The following is a 17409-nucleotide window of genomic DNA, read 5'->3' on the forward strand; positions in this document are numbered from 1 at the left end:
TAGATTATAGGTACATGATTTTATTGAAATTTATGCAAAACGCGCTTGTTGTTGAATTTGTGACTACTCACAAATTCGAGAGACTAGGCTCTGTACGAAAAGAGATGTCGCAAACACCGCATGGAACAAGCCAGTGAGACCATGGCGGCATAGCTTTTCGCAAGCCTGTCGAAGCGTGTCACGATGCGGCGGTTCTCTTTCAGCCAGCCAAACATGCGCTCGATGATGTTGCGCTGTCGGTACTTGGGCCGATCAAACAGTCTGGGTAAGCCAGGCTTGGGTTTGCGCTTCATCGAGCGCATCGGGATGACGGGCTGCATTCGATATTGGTCGCAGTAGCGGCGTAGCGCTTCGGCGTCGTAGTCCTTGTCAGCAAGCAACCATTTGCAGCGTATACGCGGGCGCGGCCAGGTTGGCTTGATGGAATGCTGACGTCGTCCAGCAATGGCTGGGCATAGCTGATGTCACTGGCTTGACCGCCAGAGAGGAGGAAGCGCAACGGTGTCCCGTTGGCATCGCAGAGCATGTGGATTTTGGTTGTCAGGCCACCGTGACTGCGACCTAAAGCGTGATCGGCAGGCTCGTCAGCCCCCTTTTTTCCGAGTGCCAGATGAGGCTCGGGTTGCGCGGACAGCGGTTGAGTCGATCATTCAGGTTTGCAGATCGATCAAGCCTTGCTCATTCGATCTCAGGTGCAAGCGTTTGAGCACCTGATCGAATATCCCCTGATTTCGCCAGCCGCGAAACCGTTGATACACCGTTGACCAAGGACCGAAGCGCTCCGGCATATCTCGCCATGCAGCGCCCGAGCAGAGTACCCAGAGCACGCCATCTAGCATCAGTCGGTCGCTCAGTCTGGGCCGCCCGCGACCATGGGTTTCAATGAAGAGATCGCAGACCACTCCCCAGGCTTCGTCCGAGAGTTCGTAACGCCTTGCCATTACAGAATTCCTTTCCGTCGATGGCGGGTGACTCTACAAAATCTCAGCGTTCAAGGGGCGGCGATTGGGTTTCTCAGGATTTCGTACAGAGCCTAGACCTGAGCCCTCTTTCGCTGTCACAAGAATGTACACGCGTACACTTACGAGCGGTCAAAGATGAGCTGAATAAAAACTTTGCCCACTCTGGGACTATACCCATGACCTAGGTTAATCTGTCGTGGCCAGTTACGCTTCATACTTTAAAAGGATTCCCGACCCATGCTCACCCGCTCACAGAAATGGCGCAACGATTATTTACTCAATCCATATCTTACCAACCTTTATAGCGCGGAGCTTGAAGAAAGGGCTAATGACATTATAAATCTCATCTCCGTTTTAGATTCGAGTGGCCGCCTGAGTGTTCGCACAGGCAAAGACATTAATGTTGAAATGTGGATCAAGTGGACCCACATATTGACAGAGATGGAAAAACGCCACGGACCATACCCCAATGGATTCACTAATGGCTTCATTAAGTCCGCCAGTATCGTAACTCCTACTTTTCCAGCAGCCCCACTTGGGAAAAGCGCTATTGATAAAGTCGGTGGATTGCAGACTGGGTGGCTATTCAAATTCTCCAAGAAGAAATACGTTCAAGAGATGTATCACTCAGGAAACTTTAGAGTCACTCCTGCATCGTTTTACAATGACCCATCTTTAAATGCAGCAATCAGAGACGACGAATTAGCATTTAAAGGATCTGCAACTTTTAAGCTTAAGGCAGATATGAAAGCTGGAAATCCCACAGCCAGCTACGGAAGGGTTGAGTACTCAGTAAAAGCCCGAACAAACTACTATGTGTGCTGCTTCGCTTCAAATTACACGAATAGGGAATTTTCCGATTTTGAAGCTGACGCTTGCTTAGTTATCAAAAATCCAAGATTATTTATTAATCGATTAATTAAGACTGGATGCCACGCACTGCCTGGCTTTGAGGGGTTCGCTCAAAATGTCAAATATGTAGACCCACTGCTCTGTAATCCTTCAAAAATTGATGTGAATTTTGCCAAGCACTTTAAATACGCTTATCAGAATGAGTACAGAGCAATTTGGGCGCCTAGAGAAGCGACTTCCGATCTCCCCATAAAATTTATAAGCATGGGCCCACTTGATGACATTGCGGAAATAGTCGAACTCTGAGCTATTGCCAATCTAAAATACACTGCCGTTAGCGGCGACCCTCGTCGTCGCTTAGACATTATCATATCGGCAGTCGTCTTTACCCCCAACGCTCCTTTAGACCGCATCGAACTTCTTATTGCCCTTTAAATCCAACACCATATGCTTAGACTTTTTACAGCCACTTTGCGCAATAGCCTTTGGATCGCACCGAGACAGATAATTATGATGTCTTGACCCGCTCATTCTTCACCCTCCCCGACAGAAACAGTACAGAAAATCCAGCCAGCATGAGATAGCAAACAATAACAGTCGTTGCCCACACAAAATACTTTAGCGGTAAAAAGATCAGGCAATCGCCAAATTGTTTCACGCACCAAAAACCTAAACGCAGGTCATCATGACTCATATAAAATCAATTAATATAAAACCTCTCATAGTAGATACATCCATTGGGTGGCATTGATTAAGACATGCCGGAGAAACGCGAGCCTGAGATGAATTCCGAATGCCTAAAGGCTTCGGAAACACGTGAGGAATTGTGATATCCTGCCAAAATTTGAGATCGTCGGAAGCCAAGGCGCGATGAGGAGCAAAAATATCGCTCACAGGAAACCTATACACACATTTTTATGGTATGCTTCATTAGATGAAGATTAGTAATTACCTGTGTGAAAAATAAAGTTTTCATAAGAGCCTAAGGCCATTACGCGCCCATCGATTGCAATTGGTCTTCGGCTACGACCATGGGCTCAAAGCTTGTCTACACGTGCGATTGCTTTATATCGCTAGGCGCACAGAGCAAGAGTGGCCGAGTATCTGTGAATATATGGAGTGTATTAATGAGCGACGAGCATTTTCCAAGTGCAAAAAGCGCCGAAATACTGGGCGAACTCTCCGCTTGGACGTCCGTAGCCGACGTCATGGTCGCGGCACGTATCTTTGAAGAGCGAACTGTACCGGGCGACCAGCCTGAGAGTTTTTTGGTGATGCCTCTTGAACATGCAGAGCCTGAATTCGAACAGATTTTCACAATTCTCCTTGGATACTTGATTAATGGATATGTGGTGCCTTCTCAAAAGGTTGCCGTTTGCCGAGCCTTGGACCCTCAGATCAGCGAGGCGACTGCTATGGCTTTGCAGTCTCTGCGTTTCAGACCAAACGTTCAGCTTGGCCGACCTCGCAACATGGGCGGCAAGCGGGCGTTCATCATCCAAGATCAGCCTGAAACGATTGAGCTTATACGAGCACCCTTGAACTGCCTCATGGGTCTCTACCTAGATAAATACGAATTCACCAAGTCTTGGCACAACGTAGCTACCCAGGCTGAAGAGACAACCGGGGGACGCCCCAAAATTTTCCATAGACCTTATGCAGACGCTTGTCTGCCCAGCTTTATTGAAGCAGTCTGCTTCTACGCATTTGGCTTCGAGGTGGGGACACAGTTCTCCTCGCCGGGCCAGACCAGGATCGACACTGCTTACCGGGCAGTGAATGTTCAAACGCTCCCTCCAGTAGACGCCGCCGTGCTGGGAGTAGCAATCCAGGCCGGCCAGAGAATGCTCGATGCGCTCCGTTGACCAATTATTCGCCCATTTGCATAACGTCAATCCGATTGCTGATCGGGTCTCCCCTGCCTGTGATATCAGTCAAGTCAACGAGAGCACAGGAACTCCTGCTTACGTAGACCCACTTTACGGGAATTGCTGGAGCTGGACTCCGGCCCACGGCGCTGCCGTTTACGGCCTCACGGAAAAACTGCCTGAGGGCCCGCTAGACCATCTGGCCAACGGAACATTTTTACGAGTACCATTCCGCCGCGTACCTGTTATTGAGGTCCGTTCCATTGAGGAAGTTCGTGCCATCGCGGGTAGTGTGAAATCAGGTGATCCCAACTTCAGTGGCGTATGGCGTGGGCAGTCTACCCATTACACGACGGAGAAAGCGGGACGCACTAAGGATGAATTGCTCCGCCTGTATGGAACGGAGGACGTAAGCGAGCCCTCATTGTTGCCTTCTGCGGCTAGAACTAAACTGTACTTCCCTGACAGCTTCGGTGCATGGTCCGCGCTGCTGGATCTATATGTTCACGAACGGGCTTTAGAACAGGGGATGCAGCGGGAACTGCTGAGTTTCGTCAATTCCTATCGTTATAGGATGTGGGGCTTCGCGACGGCACAGCACTATGGCCTTCCTAGCGTAGGCTTAGACGTTACAGATGATATAAATGTGGCCCTGTTTTTTGCCCTTCATACATTCCAGACGAATGCCGATGGAGTTATGACGGCCACGCGCGCAACCGCTTCCGCTGCACCGATCGTCTACGGGCTCGGGGGGTTCTCCGATCATGAATTGTTCAAAGATGAGAATCTGGCACCGAGACGCCTTCTGTGTACAAGGCCGGCTGCCCAGTCAGCCATGTTCTTTTCCACAGGCTGGGGGCATGCACCGAACAACGCTGCCCAAAGAATTTATGTTGCTTTGAAGCTTGTAGGGCATGAGAACTGGAAATTCGAAACCCAGCCTACGCACTATTTTCCTAAGCCGCAGCACGACGAATTCCTTGAGTTCCTTCTTGAGCGCAAAAGCGACCTGAAGATACCCGTCGTCCAGGATTTGCTATCGAAGATTTATCATGTTGAATCGCCCCTGGTTTCTTAGAAACTCTCTAAGCTCAGGAAATAGCGTTTCTTGACCGCTACGATCTTGAATTCTTCGGGGTAACGTTGACGACCCATGGCACCTCCTATCTGGACCTCATTATGAGGCTTGGAGGTGTCTACGAAACCAGGGGCGATTCACTCGTTCATGATGAGGCAGAGTCTATATAGCTATCACCAGGCACAGACCATGCATCCAGATGGGTGTGCACCCTCGCGCCATGAGACATCCATGTATCCGATTGACAACTATTCAGGCGTCTAGATTTCATCCCAGCAGCCAAATCAGGCGGTGGGGGCCACCTACAGGTTTTTTAGAAGAGAAAAATCTGAGTCAGCAGAGGAAAAACGCACTATGTCTGTCGGCGATTGGTTTCAAACGTTTTGCGGAAACATCCGCATTGGATCGGATAAGCGAAGCTCTATCGCTTACCGCACGGGCAGAATTGTTAGTCAGCTGAACGCAGACCTTCGCGGCCTCAACTCCAAGACCAGTTATCGGTTTTACGTAGGCTCGTATGGACGTTCAACAGCCATCCCAAGCGTGAGCGATGTGGATTTGCTTTACGAACTCCCCAGTAATCTGTATACCCGTTTCAACAGCCATAGCGGCAATGGGCAGTCAGCATTATTAGCTAATATACGCGCCTCTATCTTGAAAACCTACTCCAGCACCCAAATCGGAGGAGATGGACAAGTTATTGTTCTTAGGTTTGACGACGGAATTAAGTTTGAGGTGCTGCCCGCATTCCAGAACACCGAGGGAGGCTATACTTTCGCTGACACCAATAATGGCGGCTCATGGCGATCCTGCAAGCCTAAGCAGGAGTTAACGGCATTCAGCGCGAGAAACTCCACATGCAATTACAACTTAGTCGAACTTGCGCGCATGGCACGCGCGTGGCGTGATCAAAACAATGTCGCCATGAGCGGTATGCTCATTGATACATTGGCATATCAGTTTATTGATAAGTGGCCATATAAGGACAAATCATTCCTCTACTATGACTGGATGACGAGAGATTTTTTTTCGTTCCTTGCTAGCCAGTCTACGGATAAATTGTATTGGACTGCTCCTGGAAGCGGATCATGGGTGTTCGGCAGTGATTTTCGGTATAAAGCACGCCAAGCTGAACTCCGTACGATAGAAGCTATCGATAATCAAAAATATAACTTCCACTACACCGCCAAGCAAATCTACAGAGGTATCTATGGCACAGCCTTCCCCTATTGACAAGAACTACGCACTGGAAGGCCAACTCCGCGAGATGTATGGCCGCGCCGCATATACGCATAAAACCCACCAAAAAATGGCAGATGCTTATGTGTCTCGTTACAAACACATAAAACTCTTAGAAATTATACTTTCAGCATCCACCACGACCAGTTTAATCGCTGCCTTATTAGGTGATAGTCAGGGAGCGACGGTGGTTGGTGCCATCCTTTCAGCCATCTTAGCCGGCTGCGCACTGTACTTCAAAGAAGCATCACTTGGCGAACAGGCGCAGCTACACACCGAAGTCGGTGCGAAACTGTGGGGCACACGAGAAGCCCTTCTCAGCTTGTTGGTGGATCTGAACGACGGTCGCTCAGTGGAGGATGTACGCCAAGAGCGCGACCGATTAAACAATGTCCTAGAAGACATATATAAAGCCGCGCCACGCACCAATGGCAAGAGCTATGCTTCGGCGCAGAAAGCTCTCAAAGACTCTGAGGAGCTTTTTTTCACCGACGAGGAACTGAATAAGATGCTCCCCAAACAGCTACGTAAGAAAGGCAGCGCCATGCAGTAAAATAAAAAATCGCTAGCGACGGCCCCATCAAGGCGACGCGCGCAGCAATAGCATATTGCAAATAAATCTAATTAACCAGCAAATCTTCTGCGGCTATAGTGTGAATGTGAAGTTTGTTCATTTTCGGTCTTAGGGACGTAGCCCTGAATGATTGTAGAAAGGCTCAGAGCACTTTGCGTATTGCTATAGCACCCGTGCGACATTATGTACAAAGTCAAATAAATAACCGCTAACGTTGCCATCGGCAGCAAGGAGCCAAAACTTATAGTTGGCCTCAGCCGCCATGCAAATTTTTAGGGGGAGGTAGCCATAAAAACATTGCTCAAGCTAGGGATGAAGTTATTGGCTCGCCAACTTACCCCCCCCGCCTCGTTAAAAATATCGTAAATATCGAATAATCAGTTTCTTTGCGCCCCTTTCTCACACGTTCAAACTCACAACTTTTAGAACCTCACCTATACATACTCCACAAAATCTAGACCCAATCATCAGCATGAATAACCCTAATTGAAACAAACGCTGAATCCACAACCTCATTATTACGCAGAGCTAAAGGTCTATACTCTGGAATCCCCTTCATAACATCAAGTACCGACGGATGGAAATACTGTCCCGCCAAAAAATTTCGAGGGGTTTTGTTTCCACCTATATTTTTTGTGCGAAGCACGAATTGCATTATTCCCTGAGTATAAAACTCACTGAACGAGTCCCTAATCATTCCGAGCGCTTGCTCAGGGGCAGCTTCATGAGAGTATGCATGCTCGCCATAAATATCAAGCTCCAGGCCACTCACCTTTAAAAACTCTCTTGCCATCCAGATGTAAGGTATATTTGATAGTTCAGATTGCTGATATCCTCCCCCTATATTACTGTGAGACCCACAGAACCAACATTCGACAATCGAATTCGAGCGCCCAGACGGCCAATAATCAGGTATGAAATGGGGTCTAACCTCATCCAGAGCTAACGCATGCCTCACATTCTCTACATTTTTCGGGCATATCTTGTGAAAATTATTAACGGTTGCCCCTAAACTTAAAGAGCCTACAGTATCCCAGACCCCAACAAAAAAAATTTTTACTGAGCCAAGGTATTTTCTCAACGGCCCATCATAATCTTTTTTTCCTCTATAAGAATTATACATATCACTGAACTCACCCTCAGGTATTATTCTCCGCTCATGAGGAACGCCAACACTCTCAATGAATCCCGCCAGGCTTCTAGCTGCAAAGGCGCCTCTGCTAAAACCGAATATACATATTCGGCAATCATCCTCATATTGCTCTGCAATAAACCTATAAGCATCCCTTATCCTTACAGAAGTCCCTGTCCCTGTAGCGCCCTCATACTTCTCCACGAGTGAACCACCTTGCGTACCAACACCATTAAAATAGATAGCCTCACCAATACACCCGCTGTCTGCGTATGCGCTCTTAACAATACCATAATATTTATATAACAGATCACCTGCTAACTGCTCTGTTATGTAGTCATCTCTGCTCCGAGTAAGCATCCTCCAGAGCTTTAACGTATTAGACTCAACCAACTTTAGTCCGCCATCTTGGGGCGAGACATCCGTCTGCCCTGGCTTATTTCCCGTGCCATCAAGAAACACAAATATATATTTACTCATAACGACCCCTCTTCGATATTAGCTATAAATAATGATAGATCTGTTTAAGGACAGGTCAAGGTCAACTGGACTGTAGAAACTCAAGAATAGCTCGCAGAATTGACGCCAAATAACTGGCTGTGCTTCAGGTCACTCTGATGCCGAAAACATGGACATCCCACTCGCATTGAGCGGTAACTTCGCGAAGAAAAATTCCAATCTTACTGGGGCTGCTGAGCACCTGACCAAAAATCACCTTTACTTGATGACAGTAAAATTTCGCATCAACTATATTAAAGGGAACCCGTAGCGGATTTAAATCAGTGGTTGCTGTAGCTTTTCGTGAAGCGCTGACAGGCCACCGTCAAAAATTCAGTGGAACAGCGGGCCTCCCCCTGCGACAGCAAGTAACGAGTTGATAATAAAATGCTGAGCTGAGAAGATTGTAGACCCTTTGGCCTCACTGACACGCTAAGCATCGCTATGCTCGACGCCACAGCAATCCCGTACCAATGGAGGTAGTAATGACAAGTGCTCAACAGGATCAAGTGCACTATAACGCCGTTCGCCGAGCGTTAGAGAATGGCAATGCCGCAGTTATGGTTGGTGCGGGATTCAGTAAAAACGCTGAAAACGGCGATGAACTTGCGATGTGGCACGAAATAGCTCAAGAGCTTTGGCGTGAGCTGAACCCTGGCGCAGATGATTTAACTAATTTCTCCGCAACTACGGTGACACAACTAGGCGAACAATACGCGAGGGTATTTTCTAAACCTGCTCTAGAAGAGCTGCTAAAGCGACTTATCCCGGACGAAAGAGTGGCGCCAGGACTCCTGCATCGCCAGCTTCTGTCGCTGCCTTGGTCGGAAATATTTACCACCAACTACGACACCTTGTTAGAACGCACCGCCGAAAGCGTCGTCGATAAAGCACACTACACCGTAATGTGCAGAGAAGACATTCCTCAATCCAAAATTCTAGACCGGCGACGCATAGTAAAACTACATGGCTCATTCCCCTCTCAGCGCCCTTTCATTTTCACTGAAGAAGATTATCGTCGTTATCCAGAAAAATCAGCACCTTTTATAAATCTAGTAAGACAATCAATGTTAGAAAATGTTTTCTGCTTGATAGGTTTTTCCGGAGATGACCCAAACTTTCTGCACTGGATCGGCTGGGTTCGTGACATGCTTGACGAACATGCGCTGCCAATATACCTTTTTTTGCTCCGACAGCCGAGCTTGGGAACATTAAAGCTGCTGGAGTCGCGCCGTGTTACACCAGTTATTCTTCCTACAATAGATCGACAGGAACAGTGGGACTATTCGGCCAGATTCGCAACTCTCTTTGAAATATTAAAGAAACCGCTGACTGCGGAGGTAGAGGACTGGGGAAAGAAGCCTACAGAATTAAGTCTTGTTGGCCACGGCCCCTTGAGTCCCGAACAACGACTTGCGCAAGTAGTGACCGCATATAGCAGCATCCGCATAATGAGAAATGATTATCCCGGATGGTTCGTTGCTCCTTATTCCGTCAGAAAAAGATTCTTTTATACCACTAGAGACTTACATAACGCGATCTACTTTAAGGAAACTCAAGATAAATTTGCAACTTCAATACCTCACGTAGGGGTTGTAATACTAGCTGAGTACGCCTGGCACCTAGATGTACTGCTCCAATGCATGAACGACGATATAGCTGAGCTGGCTCTACGAATTTTAGATCAGACTACTCCCCAGGCAGCGAAATTCGGCAAAACTGAAATCGAACCCTTGAAGGAGTTGGGAGCGGATACTCCGCAAGAATTTCAGCAGCGATGGAAGGAGCTTGCGCTTAGTGTTTTGAGGTGGGCTCGAGAAGCTTTACGTGAAAGCCAATTCGAAGAAATCAAAAGCTCTTTACTTCGCAATTTTTCGACTGACCTGCAAGTGGCAGATCAAATTACTTATGAAGAGATCCTACTTAACCTTTACTCTGGCGATCGTGACATTGCCCATAAATCATTAAAGGACTGGGATATCCAAACACCCGATAGCTACATGCTAGTGAGGAAAGGTATGCTGCTCGGGGAGTTAGGCGAAGTTACTCCGGGCTTAGAAATTGCGGTGACCGGGTTGAAGCGCCTGCGAAAGAACCAACGATCTCGCATTAATTCAACTCTCTACCTTTCGCAAGAGGCATGGGCCTGCATGGCGATTGGGTACATTCACGACTCAATTCAAGTAAGCTTTAATAAAAAGAAACCAACAGGCTCATTAGAGTATCTTCCTGAAGACGTTGCGAAGAGACTAATCGATCTCGCAGCACTGGGGCATGACGTCCGTAAAGAGGTATTACAGCTCACTGCCGACCTTGACGCAGAAACACCTGCGCCCTCACAGCCTATAACCTATACCCCTCTTTTTGAGTTAGGCCGCTACTCCACAACACGACATCTTGGGTCGGGACACTCATATAGTGATAAAATCCATGCCGCTTTTGCATGGTTGACTCTCAGTGACAGAGTGTCCCTTGTACCAAGAGTGGGTAATGCTACTTTTGACATTGGGTCCTTCGGACAAGCGGCTTGGTGGGTGCAGCATGCTGACTCCATGCAGCGGGTACTGAGCGTCATGATGAGACTGCTTAATAACAAAATGCTTGAGCCACGCAAACCTACGCAACTCGTTCACTCAGCTGGCTGGCTATCGCGTTATCAGGTTGCAAAAACTCCAGAATCACTCGCCCAGCAACTTTTCGAGCGATCAATGGATTTTGTTGAGCGCATGTTTCCTCGTGAATTTGAGTCCGACATGATGGAGCGAACCATAAAATTCCATATGCAGGTAATATCCCGGCTTATCATTCGCATCACCACCCCTGGATTCGCATACGACCAGCTCAATAGGGTTATAAGTATGTTTAAATCCAAGCAGATGTTGCTCCACCCTTCTCTCTGGGAAGAAACCTCATATCTAATCAAACACTGCTTTGAGGCGTTATCACCACCAGAGAGACTACAAGCTGTCCCCCTTCTTGCCTCAATACCTGACCATCAGGAAGTTGGTGTCAATGACAAATTCCACAAATCCGATTGGATTAATCTTCACAACCTACATCGCCGCAATGGGGATTTAATCCTCACCAAAACAATCAGCGAAATCGACGCAATAGTGAACGACCTGATTGATCGTTTGGTAGTAGGCAACACTGTTAAAACTGAGATAAATTCAGAAGACCCCACTAACACAGAGAGCATTTGGGCACGACTGTTTTGGCTCAAACAATGGGGAGGCGTATCGAAAAGCCAGTCGTCTATTTTGGAAAGACTGCTTTTCTCAAAAAAAGAATGGCCAATAATTCCGGAGCACCACAGCTGGGCGGCTATGGTTTGGGTTAGTAGTAACCGAAAAACAACAATACATAAGCGTTACCACCAGTGGATATTAAAGCAGCGACTTGAAAGCTTCTCATCAACGCGCACAAATACTGAAGGCACGCTCTCCCGCTCATGGGGAATCAGAAATCCGGACAGTCTCTTAGCGGATCTCATCTATTCTCTTGAGGAATCGATTTGGTCAGAAGAAGAGATGTCTTCCGCACTATTTATAATGAAAACCTGGTGGAATGAAGAATGGCAGCACATTAAACCAGAGTTGGGACGACTTGATGAGGTGAGAAAAATGCTTTTGGCGCGTATGAAACTGATTGATCGAGTCATCGCCACTTTCATTGATCAGTATTCACTGAGCGCCCTAGTCAAACGTCCTGAGCTTTTCGCATGGTTGGAGGAAATGCAAAAAGCTAAAGTAACGGATGAATCAATGTTCCTTTGTACAGGGCTTGCCTGTGCTTTTGAAGCGAACAATCTGCCTGCCTTAGCTAAAATCGAGGGAGAAATCCTCCTCCGGCTGTTCAACTCCGACATTTCGGGTGCTAACTACATTGCAAAAATTATCACCTACTGGACAAGGCACCCAAACTCAAAAAAAATCGAAGCCCCAAGCGGACTCATTTATTCTCTAGCTGGTGTAGTCTCCGCTCGCCGGATGCCAATTTTACCATGGGCACTCGACGTAATGGCTGAAATTGTAGAGCAACATCCCAACTGGATTACTCCAAGCTGCTATGCATTACTTAATGTGGGACTTGAGATATTGTTATCCGAAGTCGCTTACGTAGATCGCCCGGATGGCACCGGTATTCCAGATGACAATATACCAATTCTTAGATATTCCTGCGTGAGACTTTCCCGAGCACTTCGAGGAAGCACATTTTACGGCCCCGGCGACGCCTCCTCGCGCTGGCTTAAAGAAACGCAACATGATCCACTACCGGAAATGAGATTCATGGAGGTTTGAAATGGTGGTTCTAGAATGCACAAAAAATTTGCATCTTTAGGCATTTTTTGAAAAACCAACTATAGCCTCTAACTAGATATAATAAGGCAATCGGGGTGGGCGAACACCCGCCCCTCATCACCCAATGACACTATAAAACTATTTGAATAACACAACCTAAACAGTACCAACAAGACGTAGAGAATATACTTTATTGACATTGAGCAACAGCACGCTTTCTCCGTACATCGTTTCATTACTGGACTGAACTGTCTTACCTAACAATCTCACCAACGGATTCGCGATCCCGTCAATGCCAACATCATTACATAAATCTATTATCCGGTCCCGACTAAACTCATCTGGCAACTCGTATTTTTTTCGAAGCACAGAATTCGCATCCTTATCGAATCTGTAATACCAGTGTTCGTTTTTTAACAGAATTCTCTTAAGAATTGATTTCTTAGACTTATAAGCGGCATACTGATCATCAGGCAAAGAAGATTGTACCGCATCAGCAATCACAGTACACGCGCCTAAAACAACTTCGTAAACAAAGCCATTATTAGACTCTCGAATATTTCTAGCTCGGACCGCTTGCCACTCTGCCCCGTCACGATATTCTGACAACCATATACCCTTTACGGGAGTAGCACATTCTCCAAAACCTTTGACACCAAGCTTGAAGCTGGTCAAATTTTGCGCTGTTGTTCCATGGTAATATGTTTTACCTGGCACCATATTTACAATACTCCGAACAAGAATAATTTCGCATTTATTTCACACCAGTATAACAGACTATTTCACATCAATTTCATCAAGCTCTGAATCCCCTCTGACTTCTTATATACCCTCTAAGCTCATAAAATAATCCAGTATTACCACAAGGTACAGCCATCTCTCATAGGTGCGAATGTAAGTGATGCCTGTCACCCTGACCTTGTCCGGCTTATTAACCATGAACTGCCACACAAGGAGATTAGGTAACGCAGGCGATAGCCCTTTGCGCCCCCTCGGACTTCATCAAGTGCACAATGCGATTTCGCCCACAGGTGTCTCCCAGCTCCCGAAGGTCCTCGTGAATTTTGCGATAGCCTTATACCTTGGGTATGCCTAGGCTGATACGGGCAATTAGAGCCATTATCAGCCTTTTCGCTTGATAAGTACCATCCAAAGTGCAACAGTATTAGGACAACACCCTAACTGATACAGGTTGCACTATGTTCATCCGCGCCTACCTCCGAGCATCCACTGACGAGCAAGACGCCGGCCGTGCCCGGGCCTCTCTCGAGAAGTTCGCCAGCGACCATAACAAGGTCATCGCCTGCGAGTACCTGGAGAACGCTAGCGGTGCCACCGCAGATCGGCCGGAGTTACTGCGCCTGCTCAAGGATGCTCGCAAGGGTGACGTGCTGCTTGTCGAATCAATCGACCGCCTTTCCCGCCTCCCCGCGGATGACTGGACCAAGCTAAAGGGTGCTATCGACGCCAAAGGCCTGCGTATCGTTGCGCTTGACCTGCCCACCAGCCATCAGGGTATGCGTGACACGCAAGACGACGAATTCACCGGGCGGATGCTTGCCGCGATCAACTCGATGTTAGTGGAGATGATGGCGGCGATCGCCCGGAAGGACTATGAACAGCGCCGCGAGCGCCAAGCCCAGGGCATTCGGAAGGCCAAGGCAGCAGGAAAGTACCAAGGCCGACCGGTGGACGAGGAGCTGCACAAGCGGGTCAAGGAACTGCTGAGTGCCGGCCTCGGCATTCGCGCAACAGCTAGGCACGCTGCGTGCTCCACTACAACCGTTTTGAGGATTCGTGACCTCTAGGCCTTCTCTTCCACACGATCAGGTGCAGCATCATTTGCTGCGACCGAGGAGTTAGAGGCTGGGGGTTGAGGGGCTGATCCCTTTCGCTGCAGAGCTGACGAAGCCATAGAGGTTACCTTTTCAACGAATCCCGGCACTGTACGCACCGCGTCTTTCACTAGCTCGGACGATAGAAGTTCATGCCAAGGGCTACCAAAGCTGTTGCTTTCAACCAATCGAAGTGGCTGCTCATCCAACCTCGCCAGTGCCGAACCGAGCAACTGCCTCTCAAGGTCCTCATCAATTCGAGCAGCTTCTCTTCGATATCCTTCATATGCACGAGAGATAGACGCCTTGAATGCATAGTCCTCTGACAGCCGAAAGCGCTGCCCAATCTGCTTTGTTGAGAGCCAAGCAAACCATACAGGGCCTCCCACCGAGAGGATCGAGAGAACAAGGTTTATACCAATGCTCATGCTCTGGGCCTCTGGGTTATACAACTCCCTGGCCAGATTGTGCAGCTGAATAGACCCCGCAAACCCACCAACCAGAAGAGCAGCAATTAAGCCAATTACCCATCCCCACATTGAAAAATCCAGAGACTTTGAACGTTCTGAAAAAGCTGCAGCGAGCCCGAGGCTTGTGGCCGATGAATATGCTGACACGCATTTCTGTAGTACTTCATCAGCTTCCTGCGACTTAGATCGTAGGTCCTCTTCATGAGCCCGGATTGCCTTGAGTAGCTCAGCAATCTCCGCTTTCTCTCCGGTGGCTTGGCCTAGAAGCTCCCCTACTGCGCTTTTAGCTTCCGCGAGACTCTCCAGGTCAGTTGGAAGCTGATCCGCAGCTTCGTGTGCCTTCTCAATGCGGCTGACCATTTCATCTAAGGTAGTGGTCCGCGGCGTGAGTGCGCGCAGCTTAGTCTCCAGGGAACGGACCTGAGTTGCCGCTTTTTTCACGGCCTGAGAGTTTTTGAGAGCTAGAGCTTTTGAATCGGTGAGGATCGGTGATAAACCTTTCTCAATCGCTTCCAACGTGATGAGCAATGCCGGAACCGCTGCATTTGCACTGGAGGCCAACTGGGGGACGGTATGATTTCTAAGGAACTCAAGCCGCTCAACTACGCTGGTCAGATATTTTTCAGATCCTTCGTTAGGCTCCTGAGCGTCGGCTACAAGATCACGCAGAGCGATGACCCTGTTGCAGAGCTCCCCCCTCGAGATGCCGGGAAACGACCAATTGCCACCGCTCACGCTCAGTGGAGCAGCGGTAGAAATCGAAGTCTTTACCGCTTCATTGATGGCGTTGAGTTCATTGATAATCGGGTCTAACTGTTCGCTCATAGCCACCATCCTTGATTGCGATTGCACCCATGGCGCACCCGCGAGGGGAAAAGTGGGCCGGGCGAAACGACCTAACATATTGATTTAGATGGCGTCCCAGGCAGGAATTGAACCTGCAACCTTCCCCTTAGGAGGGGGATGCTCTATCCAATTGAGCTACTGAGACGCAAACACCGGCAACGAGCGCTGCACAGCGGGACGGCCAGCATGTTAACCAGCATGCTGGCGTTTGTCATGCACCTGCCGGGCTTTTTCGCGTAATCCTTTTCCGGCAGTGCTAAAGCTGCGGCAACACACCCTCATCGCGAAGTATTCCGAACAGGACTGAGACCGCAGCCTCCAGGGTGGTGGAGTTGTCCAGCACATGCACCGACGGATCGTTTAGCGCCTGCAAGCGGGCACTGCGGGCCAGGCGCTGTTCGACTTCCTCGGCACTTTCGCGACCACGGGCCAGCAAGCGCTGGCGCAGCACATCCGGCCGGACCTCGACCAGCACTGCCAGCAGATCCGGGTAGCGCTTGCGCGCCTCGGCCAGGTAGGCCCGCGAGCCATTTACCAACACCGCCCTGCCCGCCGACAGCCACTGGTCCACCTGCTGTGGAATGCCATACTCCAGGCCATTGGCCCGCCAGTGCATGGCAAACGCACCCTGCGCACGCAGGGCCTCGAATTGCTCGGGCGTGACCCCTTGAGCGGCTTCCCCCTTGGCCTCGGCCGAGCGGGTAATGACACGACGGGCGACTTCCACCCCGGCAGCCGCCAACCGTTCACGTGAAGCGTCGATCAGGGAATCTTTCCCCGAACCCGACGGTCCTACCAGAAATATCAACCGGCCTGTCCCTGATCGACGGTTGCTTGCGTCATGTTGCATAGCCACTATGCTCTATGGAAGGAACCCGGCGCATTTTAGGGGGTTTCCTGGCTTTTTGCTGCGTTTTACCAGTTTTTGACGGCAAAAGTCTGACAGTGGCGAGCGTTGGAGCATGTAAAACTTTTCAAACCAGTACTCATTTCTGATAATTGGTACTGGCAGAAAGCCTTTATCCGGCTCACTATTTGTCACAGATTTGACGCCAAGGAAACGGCGACCATGAGGCAAGATGAGCATCCATTTTTCACTGACGGTTGAACATTTTGTCGTCGCCACGGTCGTACTTCCACCCCGTGCGGCCAATTTGAGAACCGCTTCCCCTGAACCAAAATCCGGTCAATTTATATGCGCCCAATGAAACAGGCTATTTATTCGAGCCGCACTGCTGACAAGTTCGTCGTCCGCCTGCCAGACGGGATGCGTGAGCGCATTGCCGAGGTAGCGCGCAACCATCATCGCAGCATGAACTCCGAAATCATCGCGCGCCTGGAACAGAGCCTTATCCAGGAAGGTGCGTTGGGTGACGAGCTGAGCATGCGCCTGGACAGCCCTGAGCTGTCCCTGCATGAGCGCGAGTTGCTGCAACGCTTCCGCCAACTGTCCCACCGCCAGCAGAACGCTCTGGTCGCCCTCATCGCTCACGATGTGGAAATGGCCGCCGACGCTTCCTGAGGTCTGCAAGCGAGCACAAAAAAGCCAGCGTAAGCTGGCTTTTTTTATGGGCGCCGATCTGAAGCAAACGCCGCCCTCTGTGGGAGCGGGTTTACCCGCGAACACCGGCTATGCCGGTGCCATGTACCGCGTTGCATTCTTCGCGGGTAAACCCGCTTGTATGGTAGGACTTGAAGGGAGGAGGAGGGTCATAACTCGCTTCTGACTGTTCGCGCAGTACAGACCGTGGGAG

General features: G+C 49.2%; 12 protein-coding genes, 1 tRNA gene and 2 pseudogenes. 8 read left to right on the forward strand and 7 right to left on the reverse strand.

The features are described from left to right. Positions 1-83: 83 nt before the first annotated feature. A pseudogene (locus ACFY9W_RS18540) lies at positions 84-941 on the reverse strand (IS5 family transposase). Positions 942-1199: 258 nt separating this feature from the next. On the opposite strand from ACFY9W_RS18540, the gene ACFY9W_RS18545 reads away from it, so the two are divergent. From ACFY9W_RS18545 to ACFY9W_RS18565, 5 genes are all read left to right on the forward strand, one after another. Next, the gene (locus ACFY9W_RS18545; RefSeq protein WP_212624469.1) at positions 1200-2120 is read left to right on the forward strand and encodes a hypothetical protein; all 921 of its coding nucleotides are present in this window, start codon (positions 1200-1202) and stop codon (positions 2118-2120) included. 821 nt (positions 2121-2941) lie between these two features. Then, positions 2942-3679, forward strand: a complete 738-nt coding sequence (locus ACFY9W_RS18550) for a hypothetical protein (protein WP_212624468.1) — start codon at positions 2942-2944, stop codon at positions 3677-3679. Next, a complete protein-coding gene (locus ACFY9W_RS18555; RefSeq protein ID WP_391132802.1) occupies positions 3666-4760 on the forward strand; it encodes an FRG domain-containing protein in 1095 nt (364 codons plus the stop codon). Before ACFY9W_RS18550 ends, ACFY9W_RS18555 begins: the two co-directional genes overlap by 14 nt. 354 nt (positions 4761-5114) lie before the next feature. Next, positions 5115-5993: a hypothetical protein gene (locus ACFY9W_RS18560; protein ID WP_391132805.1), complete on the forward strand. Its 879-nt coding sequence runs from the start codon at positions 5115-5117 to the stop codon at positions 5991-5993. Next, positions 5971-6552 (forward strand): SLATT domain-containing protein, encoded by a 582-nt coding sequence (locus tag ACFY9W_RS18565; protein WP_212624465.1) that lies wholly within the window; start codon positions 5971-5973, stop codon positions 6550-6552. Before ACFY9W_RS18560 ends, ACFY9W_RS18565 begins: the two co-directional genes overlap by 23 nt. 475 nt (positions 6553-7027) lie before the next feature. Here ACFY9W_RS18565 and ACFY9W_RS18570 read toward each other — a convergent pair whose 3' ends face one another. After that, positions 7028-8185, reverse strand: coding sequence for a phospholipase effector Tle1 domain-containing protein (locus ACFY9W_RS18570; RefSeq protein ID WP_391132808.1), 1158 nt, complete (start codon positions 8183-8185; stop codon positions 7028-7030). 503 nt (positions 8186-8688) lie between these two features. On the opposite strand from ACFY9W_RS18570, the gene ACFY9W_RS18575 reads away from it, so the two are divergent. After that, a complete protein-coding gene (locus tag ACFY9W_RS18575; protein ID WP_391132811.1) occupies positions 8689-12504 on the forward strand; it encodes an SIR2 family protein in 3816 nt (1271 codons plus the stop codon). A gap of 156 nt (positions 12505-12660) precedes the next feature. On the opposite strand, the gene ACFY9W_RS18580 is transcribed toward ACFY9W_RS18575, so the two are convergent. Continuing rightward, on the reverse strand, positions 12661-13224 hold the full coding sequence (locus ACFY9W_RS18580; protein ID WP_391132814.1) for a hypothetical protein: 564 nt from the start codon (positions 13222-13224) through the stop codon (positions 12661-12663). A 123-nt stretch (positions 13225-13347) separates the two neighbouring features. Next, a pseudogene (locus ACFY9W_RS18585) lies at positions 13348-13579 on the reverse strand (IS3 family transposase); the annotation flags it as partial. Between the two features lie 124 nt (positions 13580-13703). Between ACFY9W_RS18585 and ACFY9W_RS18590 the strand changes: the two are divergent. After that, on the forward strand, positions 13704-14312 hold the full coding sequence (locus tag ACFY9W_RS18590) for a recombinase family protein (protein WP_391132817.1): 609 nt from the start codon (positions 13704-13706) through the stop codon (positions 14310-14312). On the opposite strand, the gene ACFY9W_RS18595 is transcribed toward ACFY9W_RS18590, so the two are convergent. From ACFY9W_RS18595 to phnN, 3 genes are all read right to left on the reverse strand, one after another. Next, on the reverse strand, positions 14309-15634 hold the full coding sequence (locus ACFY9W_RS18595; RefSeq protein WP_391132820.1) for a hypothetical protein: 1326 nt from the start codon (positions 15632-15634) through the stop codon (positions 14309-14311). The two genes, ACFY9W_RS18590 and ACFY9W_RS18595, sit on opposite strands and share 4 nt — an antisense overlap. A gap of 89 nt (positions 15635-15723) precedes the next feature. Next, positions 15724-15800: transfer RNA gene (locus tag ACFY9W_RS18600), tRNA-Arg, on the reverse strand. A gap of 111 nt (positions 15801-15911) precedes the next feature. Beyond that, on the reverse strand, positions 15912-16505 hold the full coding sequence (gene phnN / locus ACFY9W_RS18605) for a phosphonate metabolism protein/1,5-bisphosphokinase (PRPP-forming) PhnN (RefSeq protein ID WP_391132823.1): 594 nt from the start codon (positions 16503-16505) through the stop codon (positions 15912-15914). Between the two features lie 345 nt (positions 16506-16850). Here phnN and ACFY9W_RS18610 point away from each other — a divergent pair, with 345 nt between their 5' ends. Continuing rightward, complete coding sequence (locus ACFY9W_RS18610) at positions 16851-17177, forward strand: Arc family DNA-binding protein (RefSeq protein WP_003254499.1); 327 nt, start codon at positions 16851-16853, stop codon at positions 17175-17177. The last annotated feature ends 232 nt before the right edge of the window (positions 17178-17409 follow it).

Origin of the sequence: Pseudomonas sp. NPDC008258 (assembly GCF_042956345.1) — a bacterium.
In the GTDB taxonomy this organism is placed as follows: domain Bacteria; phylum Pseudomonadota; class Gammaproteobacteria; order Pseudomonadales; family Pseudomonadaceae; genus Aquipseudomonas.